General features: G+C 72.5%; 20 protein-coding genes. 12 read left to right on the top strand and 8 right to left on the bottom strand.

Annotated features, from left to right (window positions below; all coding sequences use genetic code 11):
• Positions 1 to 97 precede the first annotated feature (97 nt).
• Both ACWEOZ_RS19645 and ACWEOZ_RS19640 read right to left on the bottom strand, forming a co-directional pair.
• Positions 98 to 775, bottom strand: coding sequence for a DUF429 domain-containing protein (locus ACWEOZ_RS19645; protein WP_433726548.1), 678 nt, complete (start codon positions 773 to 775; stop codon positions 98 to 100).
• Positions 776 to 782: 7 nt separating this feature from the next.
• Positions 783 to 1,253: a glutathione peroxidase gene (locus ACWEOZ_RS19640; RefSeq protein WP_451912104.1), complete on the bottom strand. Its 471-nt coding sequence runs from the start codon at positions 1,251 to 1,253 to the stop codon at positions 783 to 785.
• 172 nt (positions 1,254 to 1,425) lie between these two features.
• On the opposite strand from ACWEOZ_RS19640, the gene ACWEOZ_RS19635 reads away from it, so the two are divergent.
• The 3 genes from ACWEOZ_RS19635 (at position 1,426) to ACWEOZ_RS19625 (ending at position 5,392) form a co-directional block, all read left to right on the top strand.
• Positions 1,426 to 2,901, top strand: coding sequence for a glycosyl hydrolase family 18 protein (locus tag ACWEOZ_RS19635; RefSeq protein ID WP_451912103.1), 1,476 nt, complete (start codon positions 1,426 to 1,428; stop codon positions 2,899 to 2,901).
• Positions 2,902 to 2,973: 72 nt separating this feature from the next.
• The gene (locus ACWEOZ_RS19630) at positions 2,974 to 4,380 is read left to right on the top strand and encodes a class II 3-deoxy-7-phosphoheptulonate synthase (protein WP_451912102.1); all 1,407 of its coding nucleotides are present in this window, start codon (positions 2,974 to 2,976) and stop codon (positions 4,378 to 4,380) included.
• Positions 4,373 to 5,392, top strand: a complete 1,020-nt coding sequence (locus ACWEOZ_RS19625) for a threonine aldolase family protein (RefSeq protein ID WP_451912101.1) — start codon at positions 4,373 to 4,375, stop codon at positions 5,390 to 5,392. Before ACWEOZ_RS19630 ends, ACWEOZ_RS19625 begins: the two co-directional genes overlap by 8 nt.
• 120 nt (positions 5,393 to 5,512) lie before the next feature.
• Here the strand turns inward: ACWEOZ_RS19625 and ACWEOZ_RS19620 are convergent, their stop codons facing one another.
• The 4 genes from ACWEOZ_RS19620 to ACWEOZ_RS19605 form a co-directional block, all read right to left on the bottom strand.
• Positions 5,513 to 6,439, bottom strand: a complete 927-nt coding sequence (locus tag ACWEOZ_RS19620) for an aminoglycoside phosphotransferase family protein (RefSeq protein ID WP_451912100.1) — start codon at positions 6,437 to 6,439, stop codon at positions 5,513 to 5,515.
• A complete protein-coding gene (locus ACWEOZ_RS19615) occupies positions 6,436 to 7,302 on the bottom strand; it encodes a deoxyribonuclease IV (RefSeq protein WP_451912099.1) in 867 nt (288 codons plus the stop codon). Before ACWEOZ_RS19615 ends, ACWEOZ_RS19620 begins: the two co-directional genes overlap by 4 nt.
• Complete coding sequence (gene pknB / locus ACWEOZ_RS19610; RefSeq protein WP_451912098.1) at positions 7,293 to 9,263, bottom strand: Stk1 family PASTA domain-containing Ser/Thr kinase; 1,971 nt, start codon at positions 9,261 to 9,263, stop codon at positions 7,293 to 7,295. The genes ACWEOZ_RS19615 and pknB overlap by 10 nt, the downstream gene beginning before the upstream one ends.
• A 153-nt stretch (positions 9,264 to 9,416) precedes the next feature.
• On the bottom strand, positions 9,417 to 10,232 hold the full coding sequence (locus tag ACWEOZ_RS19605; protein ID WP_451912097.1) for a hypothetical protein: 816 nt from the start codon (positions 10,230 to 10,232) through the stop codon (positions 9,417 to 9,419).
• Positions 10,233 to 10,325: 93 nt separating this feature from the next.
• Here ACWEOZ_RS19605 and ACWEOZ_RS19600 point away from each other — a divergent pair, with 93 nt between their 5' ends.
• From ACWEOZ_RS19600 to ACWEOZ_RS19585, 4 genes are read left to right on the top strand one after another with little or no spacing between them, the layout of a single operon-like run.
• Positions 10,326 to 10,703, top strand: coding sequence for an Rv2175c family DNA-binding protein (locus ACWEOZ_RS19600; RefSeq protein WP_451912096.1), 378 nt, complete (start codon positions 10,326 to 10,328; stop codon positions 10,701 to 10,703).
• Between the two features lie 8 nt (positions 10,704 to 10,711).
• Complete coding sequence (locus tag ACWEOZ_RS19595) at positions 10,712 to 11,038, top strand: lycopene cyclase domain-containing protein (protein ID WP_433726564.1); 327 nt, start codon at positions 10,712 to 10,714, stop codon at positions 11,036 to 11,038.
• Complete coding sequence (locus tag ACWEOZ_RS19590; RefSeq protein WP_451912095.1) at positions 11,035 to 11,415, top strand: lycopene cyclase domain-containing protein; 381 nt, start codon at positions 11,035 to 11,037, stop codon at positions 11,413 to 11,415. Before ACWEOZ_RS19595 ends, ACWEOZ_RS19590 begins: the two co-directional genes overlap by 4 nt.
• Before the next feature lie 12 nt (positions 11,416 to 11,427).
• Positions 11,428 to 11,742, top strand: a complete 315-nt coding sequence (locus tag ACWEOZ_RS19585; protein WP_451912094.1) for a hypothetical protein — start codon at positions 11,428 to 11,430, stop codon at positions 11,740 to 11,742.
• Positions 11,743 to 12,090: 348 nt separating this feature from the next.
• On the opposite strand, the gene ACWEOZ_RS19580 is transcribed toward ACWEOZ_RS19585, so the two are convergent.
• Positions 12,091 to 13,158, bottom strand: coding sequence for a polyprenyl synthetase family protein (locus tag ACWEOZ_RS19580; RefSeq protein ID WP_451912093.1), 1,068 nt, complete (start codon positions 13,156 to 13,158; stop codon positions 12,091 to 12,093).
• Positions 13,159 to 13,210: 52 nt separating this feature from the next.
• On the opposite strand from ACWEOZ_RS19580, the gene metF reads away from it, so the two are divergent.
• The 3 genes from metF (at position 13,211) to ACWEOZ_RS19565 (ending at position 15,464) form a co-directional block, all read left to right on the top strand.
• On the top strand, positions 13,211 to 14,125 hold the full coding sequence (metF, locus tag ACWEOZ_RS19575; RefSeq protein WP_451912092.1) for a methylenetetrahydrofolate reductase [NAD(P)H]: 915 nt from the start codon (positions 13,211 to 13,213) through the stop codon (positions 14,123 to 14,125).
• Complete coding sequence (locus ACWEOZ_RS19570; RefSeq protein WP_451912091.1) at positions 14,122 to 14,790, top strand: CDP-alcohol phosphatidyltransferase family protein; 669 nt, start codon at positions 14,122 to 14,124, stop codon at positions 14,788 to 14,790. Before metF ends, ACWEOZ_RS19570 begins: the two co-directional genes overlap by 4 nt.
• A gap of 230 nt (positions 14,791 to 15,020) precedes the next feature.
• Entirely contained in the window at positions 15,021 to 15,464 is a 444-nt protein-coding gene (locus tag ACWEOZ_RS19565) for an HNH endonuclease (protein ID WP_451912090.1), read from the top strand.
• Between the two features lie 44 nt (positions 15,465 to 15,508).
• Here ACWEOZ_RS19565 and ACWEOZ_RS19560 read toward each other — a convergent pair whose 3' ends face one another.
• Positions 15,509 to 16,726, bottom strand: coding sequence for an exonuclease domain-containing protein (locus tag ACWEOZ_RS19560; RefSeq protein ID WP_451912089.1), 1,218 nt, complete (start codon positions 16,724 to 16,726; stop codon positions 15,509 to 15,511).
• 206 nt (positions 16,727 to 16,932) lie between these two features.
• Here ACWEOZ_RS19560 and ACWEOZ_RS19555 point away from each other — a divergent pair, with 206 nt between their 5' ends.
• The gene (locus ACWEOZ_RS19555; protein WP_451912088.1) at positions 16,933 to 17,415 is read left to right on the top strand and encodes a MarR family winged helix-turn-helix transcriptional regulator; all 483 of its coding nucleotides are present in this window, start codon (positions 16,933 to 16,935) and stop codon (positions 17,413 to 17,415) included.
• A gap of 43 nt (positions 17,416 to 17,458) precedes the next feature.
• A complete protein-coding gene (locus ACWEOZ_RS19550) occupies positions 17,459 to 18,955 on the top strand; it encodes an MFS transporter (RefSeq protein ID WP_451912087.1) in 1,497 nt (498 codons plus the stop codon).
• The last annotated feature ends 5 nt before the right edge of the window (positions 18,956 to 18,960 follow it).

Below are 18,960 nucleotides of genomic sequence, written 5' to 3'. Positions count from 1 at the left end.
CCATGGCCACCAGATACGACAAGCTGGCCGTGCGCTACGAAGCCACCCTCACCGTCGCCGCCATCAACCAATGGCTCAAAGCTTTATGAAACGCGACCTAGTACCAGATGGCGATGCGGGCGCCGTTGTTCTCCTCCGGCGGGCTGGGATGGCTCTGCGCCGCCCCGGTCGCCATCCGGTGGGCGCTCCAGGCCACCGCGGCGGCGTCCAGGATGTCGTCGGGCGGGGCCTGCCCGGCCGGGCCGAGCTGGTCGGGCAGCACGATGCCGTGCTTGGCCAGCAGTTGCCGGCGGCGGGCCTGACCGGTCCAGGTCTTCTTCGCGTACGCCAGGGGCTCGCCCGCCATCTGCCGGAACGACACCTCGGGGTGGGCCTCGAAGAGCAGCCCCGGGTGCCGTTCCCAGATGGCGTTGGCTTCGAGCAATTTGGGCCGCAACGCCCAGGACTGGCGGCTGAGCCCGGCGCCGGTGAGCTCGCGGCAGAGCCGGTTGGCCGCGGCGAAGTCGCCCTCCTGCCACACCGCGCGCGGTGGCACCCGGAAGACGCTGCTGCGGCGAGGGCCGAGCTGGTCGGCGGCGAGGGTGTCCGCGGCGCGCCAGCGGTCGGGGAGCATGCCCAGCGGGATGTCGACGCCGATCACGGCCGCGCCGGAGCTGCCCGCGACGATCTCGTACAGGGTGGACGCCAGCATCGCCCGGCCGAACGCGCCGTCGCGCAGCTCGACCCCCACCCAGCCCAGGGCGTACGCGTCGACGCCGATCACGTGGATGCTCATCGGCAGCTCAGCGGGGGAGCAGTTTCTCGACGGCGGCGATGAGCTCGCCGTCCTGGGGGTCGGTCTGCGGGCCGAACCGGGCGGCCACCGCACCGTCCGGGCCGACCAGGAACTTCTCGAAGTTCCACTGGATGTCGGGGCCGTCGCCGACCAGCTCGCGGTAGAGCGGGTGGCGTCCGGGCCCGTTCACGTCCACCTTCTCGGTGAGCGGGAACGTCACGCCGTAGTTCACCTGGCAGAAATCTTCGATCTCCGCGGCGGTGCCGGGCTCCTGGCCGCCGAACTGGTTGCACGGGACACCGAGGACGACCAGCCCGCGGTCGGCGTAGATGTCGGCGAGCGCCTGGAGTCCGGCGTACTGCGGGGTGAGGCCGCAGCGGGAGGCCACATTGACCACCAGGACGACATGATCGCGGTAGCGTTCCATATCGGCCGGTCCGCCCGAGAGTGTGTGGATGTCGACGGCAAAGATGGTCATGACGGCAGACTACGCGCTGTGCGCGAGCGAGTGCACGCCGTGGCGACGTCCGGAAGAAAAGTTAAGGACGCGCTTAATCAGCGATGACCTTCTTGACTCATGTTCATAGATGTGACTACCGTCTCTTCAACTTCCCTTTGGAAAGTTTCCTAACTGTTCTTGAGGAGACGCAGTGAAGAAATCCCTCCGCCGCGCCCTATGGGCCGGGGCCATCGTGGCGGTCGCGACCGCTGCGGTCCCCGTGGTCCAGGCCTCGGCCGCCACCGCCTGTGCCCCCGCCTGGAGCGCCTCGGCGGTCTACGTCAAGGACAACTCCGTCTCGTACCAGTCGAAGAACTACACCGCGAAGTGGTGGACCCAGAACGAGGTGCCCACGGCCAGCGGCGAGTGGGGCGTCTGGGCCGACAAGGGTGCCTGCGGCGGTGGACCGACCACGCCCCCCACCACCACCCCGCCGACCACGCCCCCGACGACCCCTCCGACGACCCCGCCCACCACACCGCCGACGACCCCGCCGACCAACGGCCCGGCCGGTAAGGCCGTCGTGGGCTACTTCGCCGAGTGGGGCGTCTACGGCCGCAACTACCACGTCAAGAACCTGGTGACGAGCGGCTCGGCGGCCAAGCTGACCCACATCCTGTACGCCTTCGGCAACACCACCGGCGGCCAGTGCTCGATCGGTGACGCGTACGCCGACTACGACAAGGCCTACACCGCGGCCGACAGCGTGGACGGCGTCGCCGACACCTGGGACACCGGCGCGCTGCGCGGCTCGTTCAACCAGCTGCGCAAGCTCAAGAAGCTGTACCCGAACATCAAGGTGATCTGGTCGTTCGGCGGCTGGACCTGGTCCGGTGGCTTCACCCAGGCCGCCGCGAACCCGACCGCGTTCGCCAACTCCTGCTACAACCTGGTCAAGGACTCCCGCTGGTCCGACGTCTTCGACGGCATCGACGTCGACTGGGAGTACCCGAACGCCTGTGGCCTGCAGTGCGACGCCAGCGGCCCGGACTCGTACAACAAGGTCATCTCGGCCCTGCGCACCAAGTTCGGCCAGAACTTCCTGGTCACCTCGGCGATCTCGGCCGACGGCTCCAACGGCGGCAAGCTGGACGCGGCCGACTACGCCTCGGGCATCTCGAAGCTGAACCTGGTCTTCCCGATGACCTACGACTACTTCGGCGCCTTCGCCGCGCAGGGCCCGACCGCCCCGCACTCGCCGCTCACCTCCTACACCGGCATCCCGCAGCAGGGCTTCTGGTCCGACGCGGCGATCCAGAAGCTGAAGAGCAAGGGCGTCCCGTCGAACAAGATGCTGCTGGGCATCGGCTTCTACGGCCGCGGCTGGACCGGCGTCACCCAGGCCGCCCCGGGCGGCACGGCGACCGGCGCGGCACCGGGCACCTACGAGGCCGGCATCGAGGACTACAAGGTCCTCAAGAACAGCTGCCCGGTCACCGGCACGGTCGCCGGCACCGCGTACGCCAAGTGCGGCAGCAACTGGTGGAGCTACGACACCCCGAGCACCATCGCCGGCAAGATGACCTACGCCAAGCAGCAGGGTCTGGGCGGTGCGTTCTTCTGGGAGTTCTCCGGCGACACCGCCAACGGTGAGCTGATCACGGCCATCAAGAACGGCCTCAGCTGATCTCTTCCTAGATCGTGGGGCGCCGGGGATCCTCCCGGCGCCCCCTTTCGTTGCGCGGATTAGGCTTCCGACATGCGCCGAGAGTGGCACCAGCTCAGTCATCCCGGGGTCGGGACCACCGCCCTGCAGACGTCCCGCCCATCCACCGACTCCGCCGAGGACTCCGCCCTCGGGCTGGACAAGTGGCGGGAGCTCCCGCGCCTGCAGATGCCGCCGTGGGCGGACATGGACGAGGTCGCCTCGGTCTGCCGGGTCCTCGACACCGTCCCGTCGATCGTCGCGCCCTACGAGGTCGACCAGCTCCGGCACCGCCTCGCCGAGGTCTGCGAGGGCCGCGCCTTCCTGCTGCAGGGCGGCGACTGCGCCGAGACCTTCGCGGACAACACCGAGAGCCACCTGCTGGCCAACGCCCGCACGCTGCTGCAGATGGCCGTCGTGCTGACGTACGGCGCCTCGATGCCGGTGGTCAAGGTGGCCCGGGTCGCGGGGCAGTACACCAAGCCCCGGTCCGCGGCGACGGACTCGCTCGGGCTGCCGGCGTACCGCGGTGACCTGATCAACTCGCTGGACGCGAACGAGGCGGCCCGGGTGGCCGACCCGCAGCGCATGATCCGGGCGTACGCGAACTCGGCCGCGGCGATGAACATGCTGCGGGCGTACCTGGCGGGCGGCCTGGCCGACCTGGCCGGCCTGCACGACTGGAACAAGGACTTCGTCCGGGCCTCGCCGGCCGGCGAGCGCTACGAGGCGATCGCCCGCGAGATCGACCGCACCCTGGACTTCATCCGCGCCTGCGGCATGACCGAGGACGAGGCGCTGCGCACGGTCAGCCTGTACTGCTCGCACGAAGCGCTGGCGCTGGAGTACGACCGCGCGCTGACCCGCGTCTCCGACGGCAAGGCGTACGGCCTGTCCGGGCACTTCCTGTGGATCGGCGAGCGCACCCGGCAGCTGGACCACGCGCACATCGACTTCATCAGCCGCATCGCCAACCCGATCGGCGTCAAGCTCGGCCCCGGCACCAGCCCGGAGACGGCCATCGAGCTGTGCGAGAAGCTCAACCCGGACAACATCCCGGGCCGGCTCACGCTGATCAGCCGGATGGGCAACGGCAAGGTCCGCGACGCGCTGCCGGCCATCGTGGAGAAGGTCAGCGCCACCGGGGCCAAGGTGGTGTGGCAGTGCGACCCGATGCACGGCAACACCCACGAGTCGTCCAACGGCTACAAGACCCGGCACTTCGACCGGGTCGTCGACGAGGTCCTCGGCTACTTCGAGGTGCACCGCGGCCTGGGCACCCACCCGGGCGGCATCCACATCGAGCTGACCGGCGAGGACGTCACCGAATGCCTGGGCGGCGCGCAGGGCATCGAGGACCTCGACCTGCCGGGCCGCTACGAGACCGCCTGCGACCCGCGGCTGAACACCCAGCAGAGCCTCGAGCTGGCCTTCCTGGTGGCGGAGATGCTGCGTGGCTGATCTGCGGTCCGACACGGTCACCCGGCCGACCGCGGCGATGCGCGAGGCCATGGCGACGGCAGCGGTGGGCGACGACGTCTTCGGCGACGACCCGACGGTCATCGCGCTGGAACGGCAGGTGGCCGAGCTGTTCGGGCACGAGGCGGCCCTGTTCGCCCCGTCCGGCACGATGGCCAACCAGATCGCCCTGCAACTCGTCGTCCCGCGCGGCGGCGAGCTGCTGGCCGGCGCCGACGCGCACGTGGTCACTTACGAGCAGGGTGCGGCGGCTGCGCTCGGGGGCATCTCCACCCGTACCTGGCCGTCGGTGGGCGCGGCGCTGGATCCGGAGCAGATCGAGGCGATGATCCGCCCGGACGGCTACCCGTCGGTGGCAACCCGGGCCGTCGCCGTCGAGCAGACCCACAACCTCGGCGGCGGCACGGTGGTCCCGCTGAAGGTCCTGCGCCGCCTGCGTACGGTGGCCGACGCGGCGGGCGTGGCCCTGCACTGCGACGGCGCCCGCATCTGGCACGCGCACGTCGCGGAGGGTGTGCCGCTCGCGGCGTACGGGCAGCTCTTCGACACGCTGTCGGTCTGCCTGTCCAAGGGCCTGGGCGCGCCGGTCGGCTCGCTGGTCGTGGGCAGCGCGGCCCACATCGCGCAGGCCCGGGTGCTCCGCAAGCGGCTGGGCGGCGGCATGCGCCAGGTCGGCATCCTGGCCGCGGCCGGACAGCACGCCCTGGACCACCACCTGACGCGGCTGGCCGACGACCACGCGCGGGCCCGGCGGCTGGCCGAGGCCCTCGAGCCGCTCGGGGTGGTACGGGCGGAGGACGTGCGGACCAACCTGGTGCTGCTGGACCTGACGAAGTCGGCCCTGGACGCGCCGTCGCTGGTGGCGGCGGCAGCCGAGCGGGGAGTGCTGATGGCGGCGATGCTGCCGCGTACGGCCCGCCTGGTGACCCACCTGGACGTGACCGACGACGACATCGACGTGGCGATCACGGTGCTTCGGGGTCTGCTTTCCTGACGCTTCTGGTTACATCAGGAGCCGACGCTGTCCCGCATCGCCGAGGAGTTCCGATGACCCGCCGTGCCACCGGCACCTTCACCACCGCCTTCGAGCCGTTGCCCATCGACGACGACACGATCAGCCGGACGGAGGTGCGCAAGACCATCGAGGGCGACCTGACCGGCACGGGCCGCGCGGAGCGCTGACGACCGGATCGGCCAGCACCTGGTCCACGACGTGACGCCAGGCCGGACCGGCGCCCGGCTCGGCCAGCATGATCAGCGCCTTCCACAGCGCCCAGCCGCGGGCCCGCTGCCAGGTCTGCCGGTCCAGGCCGACGGCGTCGCGGAAGGCTGCGCGCTCGGCCCCTTCCAGGGTGTTCCAGGCGATCACCAGGTCGCAGGCCGGGTCGCCGACACCGCAGGTGCCGAAGTCGATGACGGCGGCCAGCCGCCCGTCGCGGACCAGCAGGTTGCCGACCGCGATGTCCCCGTGGAACCAGACCGGCGCCGACTCCCAGGACGAGTCCATCGCCTCGGCCCACACCGCCCGGCACGCCCGCACGTCCACGGCGTCCCCGAGGTCCTTCAGGGCCCGCTCGACCTCGTCGGCGTAGGCGCTGGGGTGGCAGCCCCGGAAGAACGAATGCCGGCCGCCGGGCGGCCCGGGCACGGGAGCCTGCCGCAGCACGGTGAGGAACTCGCCCAGGTCGCGGGCCAGCCGGACGCGGTCGACCGCCGCGGCGTCCTCGAGGGTGTCGCCCGCCAGCCATCGCCGGACCGACCACGGGTACGGGTAACCGGCCCCCGGACGCCCGGCCGCCACCGGAGAGGGCACCGGCAACGGCAGGTGCCCGGCCAGCTCGGGCAGCCAGCGGTTCTCCTTCTCCACCGCCGCCACGTAGCCCTCGGCGCTGGGCAGCCGCACGGACAGCTGATCACCGAGCCGGAACGTGCGGTTGTCCCAGCCCTGCCGGGGCACCGGCGTCACGGGCAGGTCGCTCCACTGCGGGAACTGCTCGGCGATCAGGGCGCGTACCAGATCGGTCGTGATCGTGGGCTTCACCGCTCGGGCCGCAGCTCCTTGAGCAGGGCGATGTCCGCCGCGTGGCCCTCGTGTTGCTCGGTCGGGGTCTCCACGATCACCGGCAGGCCCGCGGTCGCCGGGTGGGCCAGCAGCTCGGCGAAGGCCGCCGCGCCGATCCGGCCCTCGCCGATGCGCTCGTGGCGGTCGCGGGTCGAGCCGCACTCGTCCTTCGAGTCGTTGGCGTGGATCAGCTGCAGGCGGCCCGGGCCGACCGTGGCCACCAGGGCGTCCAGCGTCTCGGTCATGCCGCCCGGCCGGGCCAGGTCGTGCCCGGCCGCCCAGGCGTGGCAGGTGTCGAAGCAGACGCCCAGCCACGGGTGGTGCTCCACCGCCTCCAGGTACGGCCCCAGGTCCTGCACCTTCGACGCCAGGCTGCGCCCGCCGCCCGCGCTGGGCTCCACCAGCACCTTCGGCAGGCCCTGGGCCGCCGCGACGTCCAGCAGCGGCAGCAACGCCTCGCGCAGCTGGTGCAGCGCCTTGTCGTCGTGGGCCGGGTCGACCGAGCTGCCCGCGTGGTAGACGATCGCCGTCGCGCCGATCGCGGCTCCGCGGCGTAGCGCGTGCTCCAGCGTCTCCACCGACCGCTGGACCGTCTGCTCGGTGGGTGAGCCCAGGTTGACCAGCAGCGACGCGTGGATGTAGGCCGGCAGCCCCCGCTCGCCGCAGCCGTCCCGGAACAGCGTGTCCTGCTTCGGGTCACCGGGCGGCAGCGCCCAGCCGCGGGAATTCGAGACGTAGACCTGGACCGCCTCGGACCCGGCCGCGTCCGCGTACGGCAAAGCCGCCTTGGCCAGGCCCCCCGACGTCCTCGTGTGCGAGCCGACCGGCCTGCTCACGCGCACGTCAGCACCACCTCGGTCTGCGGCGGCACCGGCGTGCCGGCCGGCGGGTTCTGGATCCGGACCACGCCGTTGGGATTGAAGTCCAGGCGGGCGCGCAGGCCCTGCGACTCCAGGACGCCCTTCGCCTGCTGACAGGGCTGGTTGTTCACGTCCGGGACGCCGACCTGCGGCGGGCCCTTGCTGACCACGAGCTTGATCTCGTCGTCCTTCTCCGCGCCGGTGCCCGGCTTGGGGGACTGCTCGATGACCTGGTCGGCGGGCTGGTCGCCGTCCTTGTACTGCTCCACCACGGTCAGGCCGAGCCGCTGGGCCTCACCGCGGGCGTCGTTGATGTTCTTGCCCGTCAGGTCCGGCACGGTGATCGGCGCCCGGCCCTTGCTGACCACCACGGTCACCGTCGAGCCCGGCTTGAGCTGCGCGTCCGCCTTCGGGTCGGTGGAGATGACCACGCCCTGCGGGATGGTGTCGCTGTACTTGCCCTTGCCTTCCTTGAACTTGAGCTTGGTGCCCTCGATCTCGCCGCGGGCCACGGCCAGCTCCTTGCCGACCACGTCGGGCACCGGATAGCGCTCCGGGCCCAGCGAGAGGGTCAGCGAGACGACGCCACCCTTGAGGATGCGCTCGGTGGGCGGGGGATCCTGGCTGAGCACCACGTCCTTGGGGACGTTCTCGCTGAACGCGCCGTCGCGGATGCGCAGCTCGAAGCCCTCCTTGGTGGCGGCCTGCTCGGCCTGGGCCCGGCTCATGTTCACCAGTTGCGGGGTGTCCGTGTAGCGGCCGAGGGTGACCCACCAGGTGCTGCCGACGACGACGAGCACCATCAGCGCCACCGCCGCCATGATGAGAATCTGCCGCCGGTCGCCGTTGAAGCGACCGAGCAGACCGCCGGCGGCGCGCTGGGGCGGCGCTCCGGCCCGGCGCTGGCCGCCGCGGACCCGGCCCTGCTCCGGCAGGCGGGCCCAGCCGGGGCGGTCGCCGCCGGTGGCCGGGAAGGTCGTGGTGATGGCGGGCACGAGTGCGGTGGCGTCCGCGGCCGGCGGGCGGGCCGGGACCTGGCGCAGCAGCGCGGTCTCGACGTTCGCCGCGCCCAGGTCGTCGCGGACCACCTGCACCTCGGCCAGCAGTGCGCCGGCGTCGGTGGGGCGGGCGCCCGGGTCGCGGCGGGTGGCCCGGGCGACCAGGTCGTCGAGCACGGTGGGCAGGCCCTTGACGATGCTGGACGGCGCCGGGACGTCGTTGTCGACGTGCTGCCAGGCGACCTCGACCGGCTCGTCGCCGTCGTACGGGACCCGGCCGGTGAGCATCTCGAAGAGCACGATGCCGGCCGAGTAGACGTCCGTGCGCGCGTCGGCGTGCCCGTCGGTGACCAGCTCGGGCGCCACGTAGGCGACCGTGGCCATGAGCTGGCCGGACTCGTCGGTGCTGCTGGCCTCGACCGCGCGGGCCAGGCCGAAGTCGGCCACCTTGACCACGCTGTCGATCAGGTTGGCGATGCCGCCGCTGGGCGCCTCGGCGACCAGCACGTTCTCCGGCTTGACGTCGCGGTGCACGAGCCCGGCGCGGTGCGCGGCGGCGATGGCCGAGAGCATCTGCTCACAGATGGCCAGCGCCTCGACCGGGTTGAGCCGGCGGCGCTGGATCAGCAGGTCGCGCAGGGTGCGGCCCTGGACGTACTCCATGACCAGGTACGGCAGGCCCTGGTGGCGGCCCTGGTCGTACACGGCGACGACGTTGGGGTGGGTGAGCCGGGCGATGGTCTTCGCCTCGTCGGTGAAGCGGTCGACGAAGTGCACGTTCGTCGCCTGCGACGGGTGAATGATCTTCAGGGCCACCGTGCGTTCGAGCCGGTCGTCCACAGCGGTGTACACAGTCGCCATGCCACCACGGGCCACGCGACCGGTGATCCGGTAGCGCCCGTCAATCGTCGTGCCGATCAACGTGTCGGCGACAGTCGTGTCCATCGGCGTGAAGTGTATGTGTCCTTCGGGCTGGGGCAGCCCAGGATCTCACAGCTGAGACCGAACGGGTACAGCGCGCAGTCCTGACCAGGGCAAAGTGGAGAAAACGACCCGCGCGGCCGAGGCCCCGCGAGTCGTTTATCGTGACAAATCGGATCAGTGCCGTCCTGCGTGGCGTGCCCGGCTCTCGTCCTGGTCCGTCCCCGCGGTGTCGTCCGGCCCGGACGGCTCCGCCGAAACGGGCGATTCGCTCGGCTCCGGCGAGTCGCTGCCGTCCGGCGAGGACGACGGCGAAGGCGTCGCCGACGGGCTGTGCGGCGTCGGCACCGGCGCGGTGGGCGTCGGCACCGGCGGGGACAGGCAGCAGTCGGTCGGCCGGGTGTCCGGCCGCCCGGCCGTGGTGGTCCGCGGCGGCACCGGCGCGACCGCCGGCGGAGCGAGCGGCGCTTTGCCGCCGGCCGTGGTGGGCAACACCCGGATCGACCCGGGTACGGGCTCAGCGGTCGTTCTGGCCGCCGCCGCCGGCCGGCCACCGGGCGCGTAGGCGGTGCCCCGGCCCAGGCCCGAGTTGGACAGATCACCCTCGGAGCCGCGCGGCGCCTCGGCGGCCAGCGGGTACGGCTCCGCCCCGGCCGGCTTCTCGCCGACCAGCGCACCGATCCCGTTGACGACCGCGAAGTAGCTGCCCGCGGCCCCCGCCACCGCGAGGACGCCGAAGGCCGAGACCGCCGCGATCCGCCGGGGCCGGGGCACCAGCTGCTCGCCGTACGAGGTGCGCAGCCCACCGGTCATGCCGGCACCGCCGAAGGTGCTGAGCCCGGTCGAGGTCACGTCCGGGTGACCGGCGAACGGACGGCCGTCCCTGACGCCGGCCTCCGGCCCGTCGGCGTCCGGCTCGGGCCGGCCCAGGTCGTACCGCACCGAGCGCCACGCTCCGGCCACCTCGGTGCGGGCTTTGCGCCACATGGTCATCGGGACTGTTCTCCGATCTCGAGGAACCGGGGACTTCCCGGTTCCGCATGCTCCGCTTGGTCAGCCGCGGAGCGGGCATGGCACGCTGGTCGGGTGACCGATTCCGTAACCGTGGGTGAGGCGGGGGCCCCGCAGCCCACCGGCCCGACCGAGTGGATCAACCTGCCCGACGTGGCGGACAAGCTCGGCGTGTCGATCAGCAAGGTGCACCAGATGATCCGCGACGGTGCTCTGCTCGCCGTCCGGCGCGACGGTGTCCGCGTGGTGCCGGCGGAGCTGGTGGCCAACAGCACCGTGCTCAAGCACCTCCCCGGCATCCTCACGTTGCTTCGCGACGCTGGGTACAACGACGAAGAGGCGTTGCGGTGGCTCTACGAGCCGGACGAGACCGTGGACGGCTGCGGCGCCAAGGGCCTGGGCGGGGACCGGGCCCGCGAGGTCAAGCGGCGTGCCCAGGCGCTCGGTTTCTGACCGCCCACATGCGACACCTGGCGTACCTCCTCGTGCTCGCGGGCTGCCTGGTGTCCGCGATCTGGCTGGAACCGGTGCTGAAGGTCAACGTGCTGCGCCGGTGGCGGCGGCTGCTGCTCACGCTGTTGCCGGTCGTGGTGATCTTCGTGCTGTGGGACCTGGGCGCGATCGCCGCCGGGCACTGGACCTTCGACCCGGAACAGACCACCGGCGTGCTGTTCCCGGGCGGCCTGCCGCTGGACGAGGTGCTGTTCTTCGTCGTGGTGCCGGTCTGCGCCGTGTTGGGCTTCGAGGCGGTCCGGGCCGTGCTGCGCCGCCCGGCCGGTGACGAATGACCTACACCGTCGCGGCGCTGCTCGGCGTGGCCGGGGCGCTGATCGTGGACCTGGCGGTGCTGCGGACCCGGCTGGTGACCCGGGTGGTGTTCTGGGCCACGTACCCGATCATCATCACGTTCCAGCTGCTGTCCAACGGCATCCTGACCGGCCGCCGGATCGTCATCTACGACCCGGCGGCGATCATCGGCTGGCGGCTGGCCTACGCGCCGGTCGAGGACCTGCTGTTCGGCTTCGCGATGGTGCTGCTGACCCTGTCGGTCTGGGTCTGGCTGGGCCGCCGCGGGGTGCAGCGCACACCGGCGGCGGGCGAGGGCAGCCGGCTGCTGAGGTGGGCCCGGGCCCGGCTGGGACAGCGCGACTCCGCCGACATGTGACACCATCCCGCGGTGCGTCTGAGGCCGTGGCTCCTGACCGCCGCGGCTCTGCTGGCGGTGGTGCACGTGATCGGGGTGCTGTTCGCCAGGCCGCTGTACCGCCACGCCGAGGTCCTGGCGACGCTCTGTCTGCTCGCCTACGCGATCCGCGGTGACCTGCTGGCTGACCGCCGCCCGGCACGGTGGGGGTTGAGCATCGCGGCGGCTGTGCTGGTGGCCGGGGCCACACTCACCGTGCCACCGCCGCCCGGTGACGACGCGGGGTGGCAGTTCCTCAGCCCCGAGCAGTACGACGGCCTGATCCGGCGGCCCAGCTGGAAAGCATGATCCCGGTGACGGCCACTCTTCTCTTCGTGCTGGTGCTGCTGGTGGTCGGCACGCGCACCGCAGGCCGGCAGCGGCCGAGCCGGTCCGGGCTCCTGACGGGAATCGCAGCGGTGCCGCCCGGCTGCCCTACGCCGTCCGCGACGACGCGAGCATGTTCTCGCTGGATCTGTTCACGGCGACCGACGCGCTGCCCCAGCCGACCCAGGCGCTCCCGCCGGCCGTCGGCCGAACGGGTCTGACCACGCACGCACCCGGCATTCGGCGGGAGCGACGGTCAGCACCATGCAACCAGGCACGACCGCAATGTGACCTTGATCTTGATCCCGGTGACCTTGATCTTGATCCCGCTCAGACGGCTCGCCGCGTGGCCGCGTCGGCGAGCTCGAGCAGCACCCCCCGCGCCTCCGCCTCGACCTCCGCCGCCGCCAGCTCAGCCAGCGCCGCGGTCGTCAGCGCCGTGATCCGTTCCTCGGTCCGCGCCAGCGCCCCGCTGTCGCGGATGAGCGCACGCAGCCGCTCGACCCCGGCGTCGTCCAGCGCCGGATCGCCCAGCCGGGCCTCCAGCTCGGCGCGCTCCTCCGGGCCGAGTGCGGCGTGCGCGGCCGCCACCAGGTACGTGCGCTTCCCCTCGCGCAGGTCGTCCCCGGCCGGCTTGCCGGTCTGCGCCGGGTCGCCGAACACCCCGAGGACGTCGTCGCGCAGCTGGAAGGCCTCGCCCAGCGGCAGTCCGTAGCCCGAGTAGGCCCGCACCAGTGCTTCCGGCGCGCCGGCCAGGGCCGCACCGAGCAGCAGTGGCCGCTCGACCGTGTATTTCGCTGATTTGTACCGGGCCACCTTGCCGGCCCGCTCCGTCGACATGTCGCCGGTCACCACCGTGAGGACGTCCAGGTACTGCCCGGCGGTCACCTCGGTGCGCATCTCGTCGAAGACCGGGCGGGCCCGGGCCAGGTCGGCCGGTTCGATGCCGGAGGTGTGCAGCAGCTCGTCCGACCACACCAGCGCCATGTCGCCCAGCAGCACCGCCGCGCTGTCGCCGAAGCTGTCGCCGGCTCCGCGCCAGCCGGCCGCGGCGTGCCGGGCCGCGAACCGGCGGTGGATCGACGGCTCGCCGCGGCGGGTGTCGGAGCGGTCCATCAGGTCGTCGTGGATCAGGGCGCTGGCCTGCACCAGCTCGAGCGCCGCGGCGGCGGCGACGACCTGCTCGGAGTCGGCCCCGCCGGCGCCGCGGTAGCCCCAGTAGGCGAATGCCGGGCGCAGCCGCTTGCCGCCGAGCAGCACGAAGTCGTCGAGGGCGTCGGCCAGGTCGGCCAGCACCCCGTCGATGGCGAGCAGCCGGGACCGCTGGGTGGTGAGGAACGCGGCGAGGGCCTTGTCGACGCGGGACCGCAGGCCGGCGCGTTCTAGCGGGGACGTCACGGGGCCAACCTAGCGGGTCTGGCCGGGTCCGCCAGCCGGTAGAGTCTGCGGTGTGTCTCTCGGACTTCCTTCGCGGCTCCCGACGTCTCCGGCGATCGGGGAGCTCATCCGTCGTCCGGACCCCACCTTCTCGTTCGAGTTCATGCCGCCCAAGTCGCGCGAGGGTGAGCAGCTGCTCTGGCAGACCATCCGGGAGCTGGAGACGCTGCGGCCCGACTTCGTCTCGATCACGTACGGCGCCGGCGGCAGCACCCGGGACACCACCGTCGCGGTGACCGAGCGCGTCGCCACCGAGACGACGCTGCTGCCCATGGCCCACCTCACCGCGGTCAACCACTCCGTCGCCGAGCTGCGCAACGTCGTCGGGCGGCTCGCCGGGGCCGGCATCCGCAACGTGCTCGCCGTGCGGGGTGACCCGCCCGGTGATCCGATGGGCGAGTGGGTGCGCCACCCCGACGGCGTGCTCTACGCCGAGGATCTCGTGCGGCTGTTGCGCGAGGCCGGTGACTTCAGCGTCGGCGTCGCCGCTTTCCCCTACAAGCACCCGCGCTCGGCCGACATCGAGAGCGACACCCGCAACTTCATCAGCAAGTGCCGGGCGGGTGCCGACTTCGCCATCACGCAGATGTTCTTCGAGGCCGACGAATATCTGCGGCTGCGAGACCGGGTCGCGGCGGCCGGCTGTGACACGCCCATCGTGCCCGGGGTGATGCCCGTGCTGCGGATGGCGACCATCGCCCGGGCCGCTCAGCTGTCCGGTGCCCCGTTCCCGCCGGCGCTGCTGGCCCGTTTCGAGCGGGTCGCCGACGACGACGCGGCGGTGCGCGCGCTCGGCATCGACCTGTGCAGTGAGATGTGCCAGCGTCTGCTCGACGAGGGCGTGCCGGGCATCCACTTCATCACCATGAACCGATCCACGGCGACCCGCGAGGTGTGGCAACACCTGGCCGCCAACGTCCCGGCTTGACCTGGCAGGAGTACGCGGCGGCCTGGTCCAGGCTGCACGGCGGCTTCGACCCCGAGTCCGCCGCGCCGGTCGTGCGCGGCTGGATCAGGCTGGCCTACCGCGGCGGCAGCCTGCTCGGCCGGTTGCGGATCAGCCCGGCCACCGTCACCGCCTGCGGGCTGCTGCTCTGCCTCGCGGTGCCGTTCGCCGCGCTGCTCGGCCGGTCCGGCCTGCTCCTCGGGGCCGGGCTGGTGCTGCTCGCCGGTTTCGCGGACGCGCTCGACGGCGCGGTCGCCGTGGTGACCGACCGGACCAGCCGGCTGGGTTTCGTCTACGACTCGGTGGCCGACCGGCTGGGCGAGCTGGCCTGGCTGGCGGCCTTCTGGGTGGCCGGGGTGCCGGGCTGGCTGGCGGCGGCCGGCGCCGCGGTGAGCTGGCTGCACGAGTACGTCCGGGCCCGGGCCGCGGCCGGCGGCATGGACGGCCTGGGCATCGTGACGCTGGGAGAGCGCCCGACCCGGGTCTCGGTGGCCATCAGCGGGCTGCTCGTCGGCGGGGTGGCCGGCCTGGTCCACCCGGGCTGGGAGACGACGGTCGTGCTGGTGGCGGCGATCGGGTGGCTGCTCCTGGGCGTGATCGGGCTGGCCCAGCTCGGCGTCGCGGTACGCCGCGAACTGTCCGCCTGACGGATCTTTATTCGGTTGTCCACGGTGGCCCCGCCGCCTACCTTTCTCAGCAGCGACGTGTCCCGGATCACCGGGACCAAAGGGAGATTCACGTGACTGCCTTCCGGCACGAGAGCAGGGCCGACGGCCCCGGTTGACGCGCATCCGCGCCGACCGGCCGCCGTTCGTCCCCTGTGCCCGTGGGACGGACGGCTTTTTCGTGGCCGAGAACATGGGGGAGGTGACCCGCGATGAGTGTGGTGCTGGTTCTCAACGCCGACTTCGGGCCACTGCACCGGGTCAGCGTCCGGCACGCCATCCGCATGCTGTGCCGTGAGGTGGCGGTCGTGGAGGAGGCGCGGCCGGACGCCCGGATGGGTGTCTTCCCGATCCCGACCGTCGTCCGCCTGGTCAGCTACGTGGTGACGCGCTGGCGGCACGGCCGCGGCCCGGGCTGGTCCCGCGGCGGCGTGCTGACCCGCGACGGCCGGCGCTGCGCGTACTGCGGCGGCGCCGCGTCCACCATCGACCATGTCCTGCCGCGCTCGCGGGGCGGCGGCAACACCTGGCTCAACACCGTCGCGGCCTGCGGGCGCTGCAACCAGCGCAAGGGCGACCGCACGCCGGCGGAGGCGCGGATGCCGCTGCGCTGGGTGCCCACGGCGCCCGGCTGGGCGGCACTGACCGCGCACTGATGACGACGGCCGGCGGGTTCACACGGGGGTCCGTCGGTCGTCCATCAGGCCGGGAGCAGCAGCGTTTCCACCATCGCGCGGTACGCCACCGGGTGCACGACCGGGATGCCGTACTGGCGGGCCTTCTTGGCCTTGCCGGACATCGAGTCGGGGTCGGCCGCGACGAGCAGCTGGGTCCGCTTGTTCACGGCGTCGCCGACCACCAGACCGGCTGCTTCGGCTTCGGCGTGCCACTGCTCGCGGTCGGGTTCCATGGTCCCGGTGAAGACCACCAGGTCGCCGCGCCGCAGCTGCCAGAACTGCCGGTCCGCACCGGCCGTCGTCCGCGCGGCGTCGGCCAGGGCCTTGTCCACGGCTGTCGGGGCCAGCCCGAGGAGGGCGGCCACCCCGGCCAGGTCGTGTCGCTCGGCCGGGGTCAGGACGCCGTCGGCCAGCGCAACGGTGGCGAGACCGGTCAGGTACCGCTTGTGCAGGCATCGGACGTCGGCCTGCCCGAGCCCGAGGGACTCGGCCACGGCGAGCAGGCCGTCCGCCTCGGCGTTGGAGATGTGCCGGTCGAGCAGCGCCTGGTCGAGCAGGTCCAGGTAGGCGTCCGCCCGGGGCTCCTGCTGACGGGGGAGGCGGTCGGCGAGGCGGGTGAGGAAGTGCGGTTCCCGGACGCCGGGGGAGCGGCGGGGCACGGCGGCGGCCGTGGTCGCCGGCAGCGCGGGCCACGGCAGCGACCGGGCTCCGGCGAGGGTCGGTGACCACGGGGGCGGGGCGCCGGTGATCGTCAGGTAGTGGGCGAGCAGATCGGCTGCGGCGTGGGCGTCGTGCAGCGCGGAGTGCGCCTGGTGGGCGGGCATGCCCGCGGCCCGGCGGCAGTCCAGCAGGCTGCGGCCGGCGCTGGGCAGGAAGTGCGGGGCGAGCAGCATGGTGCACAGGCCGTACCGGGCGTCGATCGGCGCGGTGTGGCCGAGACGGCGGAACTCGGCCGCCAGGAACAGCGCGTCGAAGGCCAGGTTGTGGGCGACCAGCGTGCGTCCCCGCAGCCGGCCGGCGATCATCCCGGCGAGCTGCGCGAAGCCCGGGGCCCGGCCGGCCTCGGCGGCGGAGATGCCATGGATGTGCTGCGGCCCGAGATCCCGGTCCGGGTTGAGCAGGCTGCACCATTCGTCCTGCACCCGGCCCTGCTCGTCGAGGTGGACGACGGCGATCTCGATGATCCGGTCGTGCCAGCTCGCGCGCAGCCCGGTGGTCTCCACATCGATGACCGCATACATGGCTGCTCCTACGCGCTGTTGTCCTGATTGCCCCGAGCCGTCCGGCTCGGGGCATGACGCTAACAACGCACCGCAGGCGGGGGACTCCGCTGCGTGGGGGGTCTTCTCGGCCGGTGCCCGGCGAGAAGAAGACGACACGCTGAGCCGGGAAGTCGTCCGGAAAAGCAATCATCCGGTACGGGATGATCGCGCGTTACGCTTCGGTCATGTCGTCCGCAGCCCCCGAGCGCACCGAGCGCGATGTCACCGGCCTGCTCAACATGGCTGGTCACGCCCTGTCCAACCGGCTCGCCGCCGCGCTGGCCGCCGTCGATCTCACGCCGCGCATGCAGTGCGTCCTGGTGCACGCCCTCGAGGAGGAGCGCACCCAGATCCAGCTCGCGGCCCTGGCCGATCTGGACAAGACGACCATGGTCAGCACCGTGGACGACCTGGAGCGGCTCGGACTGGCCGAGCGCCGCCCGTCGGCGACCGACCGGCGGGCCCGGATCATCGCGGTCACCGAGGCCGGCCGGGCCGCCGCCGAGCAGGGTCAGCGGATCGTCGACCAGGTGCACGCCGAAGCGCTGGGGGCGCTGCCTGAGCAGGCCCGCGAGGCGTTCGTCGCGGCGCTGCGGCAGCTGGTCGACGGTGGCCTGGAGCCGGGGCCCAGGCCGGTGCGGCGAGCACGCCAGGCGGCAAATAGGTGACATCTAGATAGTCTGCAAGCGGACTATCTGTTACGGTCGCACCATGGTTGCTTCCGCGTACCCCCGTCGGGGCCCGGCGCTCGCCGTGCTCTGCGCGATGTCGCTGATGATCGTGCTGGACAGCACGATCGTGGCCGTCGCCGTGCCCGCCATCCAGCTGGATCTCGGCTTCTCGCCCGCCGGGGTGGCCTGGGTCGTCAACGGCTATCTGATCGGCTTCGCCGGTTTCCTGCTGCTCGCCGGGCGCATCGGCGACCTGCTCGGGGCCCGCCGGGTCTTCCTCGCCGGACTGGGTGTCTTCACCGCCGCCAGCCTGCTCTGCGGTCTGGCCGGCACGGCCGGGCTGCTGGTGGCGGGCCGGTTCGTGCAGGGAGTCGGTGGCGCGCTGGCTTCCGCGGTGATCTTCAGCCTGATCGTGCGGCTCTATCCGGAGCCGGGCCCGCAGGCCCGGGCGATCGGCGTCTACAGCTTCACCCAGGCCGGCGGGGCCGCCTTCGGCTTCGTGGCCGGCGGGCTGCTGACCGAGGCCGCCGGCTGGCCCTGGATCTTCCTGGTCAACGTGCCGATCGGCGTCGCGGTCCTGGCCGGCGCGCTGCGGGTGCTGCCCCGCGAGGCGGGCCTCGGCCTGGGCGACGGGATGGACGTGAGCGGAGCGGTCCTGATCACCGCGGGACTGTCGCTGGGCGTCTACGCCATTGTGGACGGTGTCCTCTGGTACGGCGTGACGGCCGCCCTCCTGGTCGTCGCCTTCCTGCTCCGCCAGCGGTACGCCCGCCGCCCGCTCGCCCCGCTACCCGTCCTGGGCCGCCGCCGGCTGCTGGGCACCGGTGCCGCGGTGGTGCTGATCTTCGCCACCGGCATGGGCTTCCAGTTCGTCAACGCGCTGTTCCTGCAGCGGGTGCTCGGCCTGGACGCGATCGGGACCGGCCTGGCGTTCCTGCCGACCCCGATCGTGATCGGCCTGATCTCACTGTTCGTGGCGCCCCGGGTGACGGCCCGGCTGGGTGCCCGGCCGGTGCTGCTGACCGGGCTGGGTGTGCTGGCCGCGGGCCTGCTGCTGCTGGTCCGGGTGCCGGTCGAGCCGCGGTACCTGACCGACGTCCTGCCGGCCCTGCTCATCATGGGTCTCGGTATCGGCGTGGTCATCCCGGCGATCATCATGCTGGCGATGGCCGGTGCCGGTCCGCGGGAGACCGGGCTGGTGTCCGGCCTGACGAACACGGCCCAGCAGGCCGGGGCCGCGCTGGGCCTCGCGGTGCTGGCGGTGGTGGCGGCCCGGGTCACCGATGCGAGCCTGGCCGCCGGCGCGGCCGAGGTCGCGGCGCTGCGCGACGGTTACAGCCGCGCCTTCCTGACCGCGGCCGGATTCACCCTCGGTGCGCTGCTCATCGGAGCCGTCGTGCTCCGCCGCGGCCCCTCATCGGTGGGCGACGGCGGAGGGCTCGTCGACGACGACGGCAGGTCGGGCGGGGAGGCGGCGGTCGCGGACGCGGCGGTTGCGGGTGCGGTCGCGCTCGAGCCACCACTCTGCCGCCAGTAGCGGCA

The sequence above is a fragment of the Actinoplanes sp. NPDC004185 genome (genome assembly GCF_053603475.1).
The sequence above is the reverse complement of the archived record's forward strand: the minus strand, read 5'-3'. Positions and strand labels throughout refer to the sequence as shown.